The organism is Frigoribacterium sp. CFBP9030, assembly GCF_034045195.1.
Taxonomy (GTDB): domain Bacteria; phylum Actinomycetota; class Actinomycetes; order Actinomycetales; family Microbacteriaceae; genus Frigoribacterium.
Map to the genome: position 1 here is coordinate 69,859 of NZ_JAXCWG010000004.1, position 12,024 is coordinate 81,882.

9 protein-coding genes are annotated in these 12,024 nt (G+C 70.9%); 1 reads left to right on the forward strand and 8 read right to left on the reverse strand.

The window, feature by feature from the left end:
• Positions 1-6 precede the first annotated feature (6 nt).
• A complete protein-coding gene (locus tag SOM13_RS06085; RefSeq protein WP_192061742.1) occupies positions 7-2,496 on the reverse strand; it encodes an ATP-dependent Clp protease ATP-binding subunit in 2,490 nt (829 codons plus the stop codon).
• A 259-nt stretch (positions 2,497-2,755) separates the two neighbouring features.
• On the opposite strand from SOM13_RS06085, the gene SOM13_RS06090 reads away from it, so the two are divergent.
• Positions 2,756-3,700, forward strand: coding sequence for an NAD(+)/NADH kinase (locus SOM13_RS06090; RefSeq protein ID WP_192061741.1), 945 nt, complete (start codon positions 2,756-2,758; stop codon positions 3,698-3,700).
• 235 nt (positions 3,701-3,935) lie between these two features.
• On the opposite strand, the gene SOM13_RS06095 is transcribed toward SOM13_RS06090, so the two are convergent.
• The 7 genes from SOM13_RS06095 to SOM13_RS06125 form a co-directional block, all read right to left on the reverse strand.
• Complete coding sequence (locus tag SOM13_RS06095; RefSeq protein WP_320479127.1) at positions 3,936-4,466, reverse strand: hypothetical protein; 531 nt, start codon at positions 4,464-4,466, stop codon at positions 3,936-3,938.
• 889 nt (positions 4,467-5,355) lie between these two features.
• The gene (locus tag SOM13_RS06100) at positions 5,356-6,381 is read right to left on the reverse strand and encodes a sigma-70 family RNA polymerase sigma factor (RefSeq protein WP_192061739.1); all 1,026 of its coding nucleotides are present in this window, start codon (positions 6,379-6,381) and stop codon (positions 5,356-5,358) included.
• A 501-nt stretch (positions 6,382-6,882) separates the two neighbouring features.
• Positions 6,883-7,128 carry a hypothetical protein gene (locus SOM13_RS06105; RefSeq protein WP_192061782.1) on the reverse strand — a complete coding sequence of 82 codons (246 nt, stop codon included), beginning with the start codon at positions 7,126-7,128 and terminating at the stop codon, positions 6,883-6,885.
• Positions 7,129-7,152: 24 nt separating this feature from the next.
• Complete coding sequence (lysS, locus tag SOM13_RS06110; RefSeq protein ID WP_320479128.1) at positions 7,153-8,706, reverse strand: lysine--tRNA ligase; 1,554 nt, start codon at positions 8,704-8,706, stop codon at positions 7,153-7,155.
• A gap of 51 nt (positions 8,707-8,757) precedes the next feature.
• Positions 8,758-9,519 carry a Rossmann-like and DUF2520 domain-containing protein gene (locus tag SOM13_RS06115; protein WP_192061737.1) on the reverse strand — a complete coding sequence of 254 codons (762 nt, stop codon included), beginning with the start codon at positions 9,517-9,519 and terminating at the stop codon, positions 8,758-8,760.
• On the reverse strand, positions 9,516-11,495 hold the full coding sequence (locus tag SOM13_RS06120) for a PH domain-containing protein (RefSeq protein WP_320479129.1): 1,980 nt from the start codon (positions 11,493-11,495) through the stop codon (positions 9,516-9,518). Before SOM13_RS06120 ends, SOM13_RS06115 begins: the two co-directional genes overlap by 4 nt.
• The gene (locus tag SOM13_RS06125) at positions 11,492-12,004 is read right to left on the reverse strand and encodes a PH domain-containing protein (RefSeq protein ID WP_320479130.1); all 513 of its coding nucleotides are present in this window, start codon (positions 12,002-12,004) and stop codon (positions 11,492-11,494) included. The genes SOM13_RS06120 and SOM13_RS06125 overlap by 4 nt, the downstream gene beginning before the upstream one ends.
• Positions 12,005-12,024: the final 20 nt, after the last annotated feature.

Genomic DNA, 12,024 nt, shown 5'->3' on the forward strand with positions numbered 1-12,024 from the left:
CCTCGATCAGCTCTCGATCTCGGGGGCGTCGCCCACCAGGACCTCGTCGCGACCGGGCTGGCGCGACGTCTCGAACGTGAACTCGCCGTCGACGAAGTCGATCGCGACGTGGTCGCCCGCGGTCAGGTCGCCCGTGAGGATGCGCTCGGAGAGACGGTCCTCCACCTCGTGCTGGATCGCACGACGCAGCGGACGAGCACCCAGCGACGGGTCGAAGCCGATCTTGATGAGCTGCTCCTTGGCGGGCAGCGTCAGGACGGTCGTCATGTCGCGGTCGAGCAGTCGCTCGGACAGGCGCTTCACGAACAGGTCGACGATCTGCAGCAGCTCGGGCTTGCTCAGCTGCGGGAACACGATGGTGTCGTCCACGCGGTTGAGGAACTCGGGCTTGAAGTGCTTCTTGAGCTCTTCGTTGACCTTGGCGCGCATCCGGTCGTAACCGGTCGCCGTGTCGCTGTCGCTCTGGAAGCCGACGGGGCCACCCGCGATTCCCTTCGACCCGAGGTTGGTCGTCATGATGATGACCGTGTTCTTGAAGTCGACGACGCGACCCTGACCGTCGGTCAGACGACCCTCTTCGAGCACCTGCAGCAGCGAGTTGAAGATGTCGGGGTGGGCCTTCTCGATCTCGTCGAACAGCACCACGGAGAACGGCTTGCGGCGGACCTTCTCGGTCAGCTGCCCGCCCTCTTCGAACCCGACGAACCCGGGAGGGGCGCCGAACAGACGCGAGACGGTGTGCTTCTCGCCGTACTCGGACATGTCGAGCGAGATGAGCGCGCCCTCGTCGTCGAACAGGAACTCGGCGAGCGCCTTGGCCAGCTCGGTCTTACCGACACCGGTCGGACCGGCGAAGATGAACGAGCCGGAGGGGCGGTTCGGGTCTTTCAGACCGGCCCGCGTGCGGCGGATGGTCTTCGAGAGCGCCGCGATGGCCTCTTCTTGCCCGATGACGCGCTGGTGCAGCGCCTTCTCCATGAAGACGAGACGCGACGTCTCTTCTTCGGTGAGCTTGAAGACGGGGATGCCGGTCGCCTGGGCCAGCACCTCGGCGATGATGCCCTCGTCGACGGTTCCGCCGGCTCCGGCTTCGCCCGAACGCCACTGCTTCTCGAGTCGGAGACGCTCGCCGAGCAGCTTCTTCTCTTCGTCGCGCAGCGAGGCGGCCTTCTCGAAGTCCTGGTCTTCGATCGCGCCCTCCTTCTGACCGCGGACGCCGGCGATGCGCTCGTCGAACTCGCGCAGCTCGGGCGGCGCCGAGAGGATCGACAGACGCAGACGCGCGCCGGCCTCGTCGATCAGGTCGATGGCCTTGTCGGGCAGGAACCGGTCGCTGACGTAGCGGTCGGCGAGGTTCGCCGCCGACACGATGGCGCCGTCGGTGATCGAGACCTTGTGGAACGCCTCGTACTTGTCGCGGAGGCCCTTGAGGATGTTGATCGTGTGGGGCAGCGAGGGCTCGTGCACCTGGACCGACTGGAAGCGGCGCTCGAGAGCGGCGTCCTTCTCGAAGTGCTTGCGGTACTCGTCGAGCGTGGTCGCACCGATCGTCTGCAGCTCGCCGCGGGCGAGCAGCGGCTTGAGGATCGACGCGGCGTCGATGGCGCCCTCGGCGGCACCCGCACCCACCAGGGTGTGGATCTCGTCGATGAAGACGATGATGTCGCCGCGGGTGCGGATCTCCTTGGTGACCTTCTTCAGGCGCTCCTCGAAGTCGCCGCGGTAGCGGCTGCCGGCGATGAGCGAGCCGAGGTCGAGCGAGTAGAGCTGCTTGTCTTTCAGCGTCTCGGGGACCTCGCCCTTGACGATCGCCTGGGCCAGGCCCTCGACGACGGCCGTCTTGCCGACACCGGGCTCGCCGATCAGCACGGGGTTGTTCTTCGAGCGGCGGGAGAGGATCTGCATGACCCGCTCCATCTCCTTCTCGCGACCGATGACCGGGTCGAGCTTGTTGTCGCGCGCCGCCTGCGTCAGGTTGCGACCGAACTGGTCGAGCACCTGACTGCCGCCCTGCGCGCCCTGGGTCGCTTCGCCGCCCACGGCCACCGCCTCCTTGCCCTGGTAACCGGAGAGGAGCTGGATGACCTGCTGACGGACCCTGTTGAGGTCGGCGCCGAGCTTGACGAGCACCTGGGCGGCGACGCCCTCACCCTCGCGGATGAGGCCGAGCAGGATGTGCTCGGTGCCGATGTAGTTGTGGCCGAGCTGCAGCGCTTCGCGCAGGCTCAGCTCGAGGACCTTCTTCGCCCGGGGCGTGAAGGGGATGTGACCGGTCGGCTGCTGCTGGCCCTGACCGATGATGTCCTGGACCTGCTCGCGCACGGCGTCGAGCGAGATGCCCAGAGACTCGAGGGCCTTGGCGGCTACGCCTTCGCCCTCGTGGATGAGACCGAGCAGGATGTGCTCGGTACCGATGTAGTTGTGGTTGAGCATCTTCGCCTCTTCTTGGGCGAGGACGACGACGCGACGGGCACGGTCGGTGAATCTCTCGAACATCTTCTTTGCTCCCTAGGTGACGGGGTGGAGTTGTCGCCACCGATACGCAGTCGGTGCCCGCAGGGGGTGGCACCGGTTTACACAGAGAGTAACCACGGGACACCGCTTAATCAGCCCCTGTTCGCTGGGGGCATAGAGCGGCCTCGCGACGGGCCGCGGGAGGCCCGCGACGGGCCCGCGGCAGGCCCGCTACGGGCCGCGGCAGGCCGCCGGGGTCGGGCTGACAGGGCCGACAGGGCCGACGACTAGCCTCGGCCCCATGGGCACCTTCACCGTCGGGCTCGTCCCGCACCCCACCAAGTCGGTCGTCGACAGCGTCGCGATCCTCCGCGACTGGACGACGCGTTCCGACGCCCACCTGCTCGCGATGACCGCCGACGCGGCCCGGGTCGGCGACGGCGTCGAGCTCGTCGACGAGGACGTCTTCCGCGAGCGCGTGTCGGTCGTGGTGGCGCTCGGCGGCGACGGGACGATGCTCGGCGCGATGCGTCTCGTGGCCGAACGGCCGGTGCCCGTGCTGGGCGTGAACTACGGCAACGTGGGGTTCCTGGTCGAGGTCGAGCCGCGCGACCTGCCCGAGGCCCTCGACCGGATCGGCGAGAAGCAGTTCTCGCTGGAGGCGCACCACGCCCTCGAGGTGACCCACACCTCGTCCGGCTTCGAGAACACGTACCTGGCCTTCAACGACGTCTCGGTGGCTCGGCGCCCCGGCGAGGGCGTGGTCAGCGCCGACCTCGTGCTCGACGACACCCCCTACGGCTTCTACAAGGCCGACGCGATCGTCGCCTCGACGCCGGCCGGCTCGACCGCCTACAACTACGCCGCCGGAGGGCCGATCCTGTCGCCGGCCGTGGCGGCCGTCGTGGTCACCCCGGTCGCCCCCATGTCGGGCATCGACCGCTCGGTGGTGCTGGGCCCCCGCGAGCTGCTGCGGTTCGAGATCGGCGACGGCACGCACTCGGCCGCGCTCGAGATCGACGGACGCGTCATGGCCGACGTGAGCGCCGGGTGCGTGGTCGCGCTCCGACTGCGCCGCGACGCGGGCCAGGTCATCCGACTCGACGCCGACCGGCACGGACGCAAGGGGCGCCTCAAGCTGAGCCTGCTCGACCTGCCGCTGCGCGAGGACCAGCTGCTCGAGCTCGTGCCGAGCGACGTGCGGGCGCGATTCCGCGAGCGCGTCGAGCGCGGCGAGCGTGCGTAGCAGCCGCCCTCGCTCGCGTCGCGTCGCCTCGCCTCGCCTCGCGTGGCGTCGCGTCGCCTCGCGTGGCGTCGCGTCGCGTCGCCTCGCGTAGCGTCGCGTCGCGTCGCCTCGCGTGGATGATCGACTGGTCAGAAGATGCTCTTCATGGGCTTGAGAAGAGCATCTTCTGACCACTCGACGAGGCCCGAGGGGGTGCGAGAGTCGATGGGGCGCCGGGATTCACGAGAGACAGCGCTCACGAGAGACAGCGCTCGACCCGGGCCACGAACTCGAGGGCGCGACGTCCGTACAGGTCGTCACCCGTGCACCGGACCGTGCGCCAACCCGCGTCCGCGAACCGCTCGCGACGGAGGATGTCGCTCCGGAACCGACGACGATCCCGTCGGTGCTCGTCGCCCTCGTACTCCACGGCGACCTTGCACCAGCGGAAGCGGAGGTCGGGCTTGCCCAGGTAGCGCCCCCGAGTGTCGTACGTGCGTCGATTGATCTCGGGCTCGGGCAGGCCGGCTCGGGTCAGCAGCAGACGCATGTCGGTCTCCCGCGGAGACTCGACCCCTGACCGCACCGACGCCATCGCCTCGCGCACACTCGCGATGCCCCGGACTGCGCCCGCCTCCGAGATCGCGTCGGCGAGCTCACCGAGTGGTCGCCCCCGTGCGACCCCGTGAGGGGACCACGAGCCGGCCAGGGCGTCACCGACGCGGATGAGCTCGTCGAGGGTGAGAAGTGCACCCGAGCGGACCCACGCCGTCAGAGGATCCTCCACCGGCAGCCCCTCCAGCACGACGATTCCCGAGACGCGGTGCGAACCGGGCGGCCATGGCTCTACCAACGGTGCCGATACCGGCGCAGCGGATATGGACGCGAGCGAGGGCACGGAGCCGAGGGCGACCGCGGGTGACGGCGTCGGCGCGGACGCTGAGGGTGACGTGGGCTTGGGCTCGGGCTTGGGCGCAGACGCTAGCTCGGGCGCGTCAGCGGGCGGCCCGGATGGCGAGATGCGGTGCCCCACGACACCGGAGCGACGCGGGCCTCGACCGACGGGGGTGCTGACGTGCAGCGGCTCGGCCCCGATGTCGACGCGTGAGGGGACGGGCAGCCCCCACAACGCCAGGGCGGTGACGTGCGAGAAGCGCCAGCCGTCGACCATCACCGGCCGCAGAGCCTCTGCTCGACCCCGCACAGTGCCGGGGACGGACGTCGAGGACGTCCCGCCAGCACGCGCAGTCGCGAGTGCCTCGCCGCCGGACGCGACGCGCACTCCCCGATGCGGAGCCGCCAGGTCGGCACCCCTGAGTCGTCCGACCCCCACCCCCGAGGTGCTCCCCTCGGCCACGGAGAAGGGTCGATCGGTGAGCGGATGGGGTAGCGGGATGCGGGGCATGTGACGACCCTCGCCTCGAGAGGTCGACCCGCGCCTCCTCGGCTCGTCCGACTGTGGACGGACTCGCCGACGTCACAGCCGGGGAGGACGCGCCGACTCCCCCTGTGGACGATCGAGTGGTCAGAAAACGCTCTTCACCCGCTCGGGAAGAGCATCTTCTGACCACTCGATCGAGAGAAAGCACGAGGGCGAGCACGACGGAGGGCCGCCACCCGAGCTGACTCGGGGCGGCGGCCCTCCGGTGAAGCGGACGCACGAGCGCCCGACAGTCCTACTGCAGGTACAGCTGGAGGTCCTGGCTGACGGCCTTCGCGAACATGCGCAGGCGGGCGCGGCTCTCGACGCGCGAGACGGCCTGGCGCGACGAGTGGACGCGCTTCGAGATCTCGTCGAGGGTCATCGGCTGGTCGTCGTCGAGGCCGAAGCGCATGCGGATCACGCGCGCCTCGTCGTCGGGCAGCGTCGCCACGAGGGCGTGCATGTCGCGGTTGAGCAGCGAGTTCTCGGTCGCGGCGGTCGGCGAGGGGGTCTCCTCGTCTTCGATGAAGTCGCCCAGCTCGCTGTCCTCCGCGTCGCCGACGACGGTGTGGATCGACACCGGCTCGTGCGAACGCGACTTCAGCTCGACCAGGTCGGCGACCTCCATCGCGACCTCGGCGGCGACCTCGTCGACGGTGGGCGCACGGCCCAGGTCGACGGTCAGGTCGCGCTCGGCCCGCGAGATGCGGTTGATGCGCTCGACCGTGTGCACCGGGATGCGGATGGCGCGCGCCTTGTCGGCGAGGCCGCGGGCGATCGCCTGGCGGATCCACCACGTGGCGTAGGTCGAGAACTTGTAGCCCTGCGTGTAGTCGAACTTCTCGACGGCGCGCACCAGGCCGAGGTTGCCCTCCTGGATGACGTCCATGAAGGGCAGCCCGCGCTGCGTGTAGCGCTTCGCGATGCTGACGACGAGGCGCAGGTTGGCGGTGATCATGCGGTCCTTCGCACGCTCGCCGTCGTGCTGCAGCCACTTGAGGTCGCGCATCATCTGCGCGTGGGCCTTGGTGCGGTCCTTCTTGACCGCGTCGGCGGCCTGGAGGTCCTTGATCTTCTCGGCGGCGAACAGGCCGACCTCGATGCGGCGAGCGATCTCGGTCTCCTCGGCCGCGTCGAGGAGGGGCATGCGGCCGATGTGGCGGAGGTAGTCGCCGACCTGGTCGGTGGAGGCCCCGCGGACCTGCGAGAGGACCTCGACTTCGGTGTCGTCGGTCGTCTCGGTGCTGCTGCTGCGCGTGGTGACGGTGGTGGTCGTCATCGTTCTCTCCCTGCTTCGAGTGCTGACTGCGTTGCTGTCGAATAAGTTCGTGAAGCTCTTCGGCGTAGTGAAAGTCTCTCGCTCGACCGAATCCCGGCAAAAGCCGGAGGGGACCTTCACAAGCTTTCTCGGAGGGCGCACACAGGGTTTCGAGTCATTCGGGGTACGAGAACACGTCGTCTTTGACGGCGCACCCTCCGCGGGTGTAGACGCCTCGACTCCCCGCGACGGGGTACAGCCCGAACGGTCGGGGCACAGTGAAACCCATGAACACGGGCCTCGCGGGGCGCGAGCGGCACGTCGAGGGGGACGCCGTCCAGCGATGCACACATCGGGTACGACCGCTCGATCTTTTTCAACCCGCCGGGCACCCTCCGTTCGGTTGGCGGCTAGGGGGACAACTCCGCTGGTGCCAGCGCGGCGCCCGAGACAGCACGAACGCCCGCCGACGTGGTCGGACGGGCGTTCGGGGAGAAGCCGGGGAGAGGAGCCGAGGAGGCGCTACGACGTGGCCGCGCGGCGATCGCCGTCGAGGCGGTCGCCCCCACGGCGGTCGGCGGCGATGCGCTCGGCCTCGAAGTCGGCTGCAGCGACCTTGGCGCGCTCTTCGGCCTCGATCTTGGAGTACGCGGAGCGCTCCGTCCGGTCGGCGCGGATCAGCGAGCGGACGACGAACCAGAAGATGAGGCCGACGACGATGGTCGGCGTCAACGAGAAGACGAACGCTCCGAGATAGGTTTCAGGCACTCGTCAAGGGTACGTCTCGGGATGTCACTTCACCAGCGGGAACAGGATCGTCTCGCGGATCCCCAGGCCCGTGATCGCCATCAGCAGGCGGTCGATGCCCATGCCCATCCCGCCGCTCGGCGGCATGCCGTGCTCGAGGGCCGTCAGGAAGTCCTCGTCGAGGCGCATGGCCTCGACGTCGCCGCGGGCGCCCAGGGCCGCCTGCTCGACGAAGCGCTCGCGCTGCACGACCGGGTCGACGAGCTCGGAGTACGCCGTGGCGAGCTCGAACCCGCGGACGTAGAGATCCCACTTCTCGACCACGCCCGGCTTCGAGCGGTGGCTGCGCACGAGGGGGCTCGTGTCGACCGGGAAGTCCATGACGAAGGTCGGGCGGTCGAGCGACGGCTTGACGAAGTGCTCCCAGAGCTCTTCGACGAGCTTGCCGTGCGTCTCGTGCGGCACGACGAGGTCGACGGTGGCGGCGAGCGCCTGCAGGTCGGCGACCGAGGTGGCGGGGGTGACCTCGACGCCGGCGGCCTCGCTGAGCGACTCGTACATGGGCACGCGGGCCCACTCGCCACCGAGGTCGTACTCGGTGCCGTCGGCGAGGGTGACGAGATGCGTGCCGGCGACGGCGAAGGCGGCGTTCTGCACCATCTCTTGAGTCAGTCGCGCCATCTGCTCGTAGTCGCCGTAGGCCTGGTACGCCTCGACCATCGCGAACTCGGGCGAGTGCGTCGAGTCGGCGCCCTCGTTGCGGAAGTTGCGGTTGATCTCGAAGACACGGTCGATGCCGCCGACCACAGCCCGCTTGAGGAACAGCTCGGGCGCGATGCGGAGGAACAGCTCGGTGTCGAACGCGTTGCTGTGGGTCTGGAAGGGCCGGGCCGCGGCGCCGCCGTGCATGGTCTGCAGCATGGGCGTCTCGACCTCGAGGTACTCGTGCGAGTCGAAGGTGCGACGGAGCGACGCGACGGCGGCGGCGCGGGCCCGCACGGTGGCGCGAGCCTGGTCGCGCACGATCAGGTCGAGGTAGCGCTGACGCACGCGGGTCTCTTCGCTGAGCTCGCCGTGCAGGTTGGGCAGCGGCAGGATCGCCTTCGACGCGATGGTCCAGTCGGTGACCATGATCGACAGCTCGCCCCGGCGCGACGAGATGACCTCGCCGGTGACGAAGACGTGGTCGCCCAGGTCGACGAGCTCCTTCCAGTCGGCGAGCGACTGCTCGCCCACCTCGGCGAGCGACACCATCGCCTGGATGCGCGACCCGTCGCCCGCCTGCAGTGCGGCGAAGCAGAGCTTGCCCGTGTTGCGGGCGTGCACGATGCGACCGGCGAGCCCCACGACGTCGCCCGACCGGCTGTCGGTCTCGAGCTCGGCGTGACGGGCGCGGACGGCGGCGATCGTGTCGGAGACGGGCACCCCGACCGGGTAGGCCTCACGACCCGAGTCGAGCAGACGCTGCCGCTTGGCGAGGCGCACCTGCTTCTGCTCGGACGCCTCGCGCGCCTCCTCGCTGACCGCCTGGCCGTCGGCGGCGGCGCCTGCCGCGCCGTCGAGCGCGGGGGTGGAGGTGGGGTCGGGCGAGACGGTCATGTGTCAGCTGCTCCAGCGAAGGGGGAAGAGGATGTGGGAGGCGCGGTGCCGTCAGGCGCGCGGGTCGCCGAACGCGGACGGCCCGTCGTCGAACGAGGCCACGTCGATGGTACCGGGGCCGACCGACCCCTCGGCGATGCCGAGAGCGCGGTCCATCGCCGACCGGACCAGCGGGGCGATGACGCGCCCCGGCTCGGGCATGCCCAGCTCGGCCAGCAGACCGACCGACTGGGTGACGATCGCGGCCGAGAACTCGGTCGCCGTCGCGACGGCCTCGGCGTACCGGGGGCGGTCGGCGTCGGCGACGAGCACGGGCTCGGCGCCCATCTCGACGACGAGCGCCTGCCCGATCGGCTGCACCGGCACGGGCGCCGTGACCGCGCAGTACGCGCCGCGGAGCCGCACGAGGTCGATGGTGGTGCCGGTGAACGTGAGCGCCGGGTGGATCGCCAGCGGGATGACACCGGCGGCGAGCGCGGGTCTCAGCACCTCGAGCCCGTGCACGGCCGAGGTGTGCACGACGAGCTGCCCCGGCTGCCAGCCGCCCGTCTCGGCGAGCCCCGCGACGAGGTCGGGGAGCTGGTCGTCGGGCACGGCGAGCAGCACGAGCTCGCTGCGTTCGACGACCTCCTGCACGGTCAGCACGGGCACGCCCGGCAGGATCGCCTCGGCGCGGTCGCGGGCCCGCTCGGAGACGGCCGAGATGCCGACCACCGCGTGTCCGGCGGCGGCGAGGGCGGCCCCGAGGATGGGGCCGACGTGCCCGGCTCCGATCACGCCGACGCCGAGTCGGCCGCTGCGCTGTGCGCTCATGAGCGCTCCCCCGCGCCGTGTGCGCCATCCACGACGGGCCCGGCGGCGGCCTCATCGGGAGTCCCCGCAGGAGGCGCGGCGTCCGTCCCCGAACGAGCCGCCCCCTCTGCGGACGCCCCGCTCACCGCCGCCGACAGCCACCGGTGCGTCCGGTCGGCGCGCGCCGCGCCCACGGCGTCGCGCCCCGCGGCGTGGAAGAACTCGAGCGCGTCGTTCTCGTCGAGCGCCCCGATCTGGGCCGTGATCGGCCCCTGGACGGTGTGCACGCTCACCTCGGCGAGTCGCAGCCGGCGCAGCAGCGGCCCCTGCCGCAGGGCGACGCTCTGCATGCGCGGCAGAGGCACGACGACGAGTCGGCGCCAGACGGCCCCGGTGCGCAGCAGCACCGCTCCGGGCGCCGAGCGGAACCCGTTGCGTCGCCACGAGAACCAGCGCAGCACGGCCGCACGACGGGGCGAGACGGTGAACCCGCCGTCGTCGCCCTTCGCGGTCAGACCCTGCTCGATGATCGACACGGTGCGGGCGGCGTGCTCGCCCGCGTTCTCGCGGAACCCGCGCGCAGCGCCCACCGGGTCGGAGGCGACCGCGTCGGAGGTGGCGACCAGCGCCTCCTCGGTGACGGGCTCCGTCGGGGCGACCAGCGCCTCCTCGGTGTCGGCGTCCGCGGCGGCCACTCCGACGAGCTCGGGCAGCACGAACTCGAGCACCCGACGCACGTCGGCCATGTCGCCCACCGGCAGGATGCTGGTGTTGTTCTGACCGTCGGCGCCGTTCGCACTCGACCGCGAGGCGCGGTTGATGGAGATCTCCCACCAGCCGAACGGCCGCCAGAGCAGCGGCTGACTGACCTTGACCGAGTGGATGCGCCCGGGCGGCAGCGTCTCGTTCGTGGTCGAGAAGAGGCCGTAGCCGATGCGGATGCCGTCGCGGGTCGACGCGATGCTGAAGCGCAGCGACTTCGAGATGCGGTTGACGAAGAACCCGCCCGAGCCGAGCAGTGCGGGCAGCATCGCGAACAGCAGGAAGTACTCGCCGGTCACACCGACGCTGATCGCCACCGCGACAGCCGCAGCGACGATGAACAGCGTGTAGCCGCTCAGCAGCACCGAGCCGACCAGGCGACCCGGTTCGATGCGGACGACCGAGTCGGGGTCGGCCTCGCGGGGGTCGAGCTCGGGCGCGAGGAACTCGTGCGCGCGCTGCTCGACGACGCCGCCGAGCCCGGTGCGGTGGGCGACCGGCGGGGTGCCGGGGGCTCCGTCGACGGCGGGCGCCGCGCCTCCTCGGTTCGCGGTGTCGTCGCCGGCGAGCGCGGACGTCGTCTCGGGTCGGCGGGCTCCGGAGGCGCGGCGCAGGATCTCGCGCCGGAGATCGTCGGCCGCGGCGCCCCGCAGGTACGCGAGCACGACGTTGGCGTCGTCGCCCGCCTGGTTGACCTCGAGCCGCGCGGCCCCGAAGACGCGCGCCAGCAGCGGGCGCTGGATGTTGATGCCCTGGATCCGGTCGAGCCGCGCCCGACGGTTCGTGCGGAACACGACGCCGCTGCGGACCTCGACGATCTCTTCGGTGACCCGGAACGTGTTCATCCGCCACGAGAGGTAGAAAAGACCGACGAGCGCCGCGATCACCACGACGATGCCGAGCAGCACGAAGCCGATCCAGCCCTGGTCGACCACGTAGCCGAACGGGTCGCCGTCGTCGGAGCCGCCGCGGCGACCGCCGGGCAGGAAGAGCTCGATGGCCCAGTCGCGCGCGTTGTTGACGACGATGCCGAGCAGCACGACGAGCGCGATGCCGCCCTTGAGCACCGGGGTGGCGGGGTGCAGGCGGTGCCACTCGCCGTCGGTCAGCGCGGCGACCGCGGGCGGCGGGGTGGAGGCGCCGGCTGGCGGGGTGGAGGCGCCGGCTGGCGGGGTGGGTGCGCCGGCTGGCGGGGTGGGTGCGCCGGGCGGCGAGGCGGGGGCGCCGTCGCTCACAGGCCGGCCCGTCGCGACTCGGCGAGACTCACGAGCCGGTCGCGCAGCGCCTCGGCGTCGTCGGCGGGCACCCCGGGGATGGTCACGCCCGACGAGGCCGCGGCCGTGACGAACTTCAGATCGCTGAGACCGAGCGCCCGCGCCACCGGGCCGCGGTTGATGTCGATCAGCTGCATGCGGCCGTAGGGCACCGCGACGAAGCGGACGAACATGACGCCCTTGCGCAGCAGCAGGTCGTCGTCGCGCAGCTGGTAGCGGATCGACCGGACGCGCCGGGGCGTGAAAGCGGCCACCAACGCGAAGATCACGACCACCGCGGCGGTGACGGCGTAGGCCCACCACTGCTCGAGGAGCCACAGGGGCAGGGTGGCGGCCGCCGCGATCAGGCCGGTGACGACCCAGCCGATCAGCTCGGGCCAGACGTACTTGGGCGAGACGCCGGTCCAGGAGCCGGACACGGCGTCGTCGCGGCGGGCGATGTCGTCGTAGGCGCTGTCGAGTCGATCCATGGCGGAGGTTCCTCCGGTCG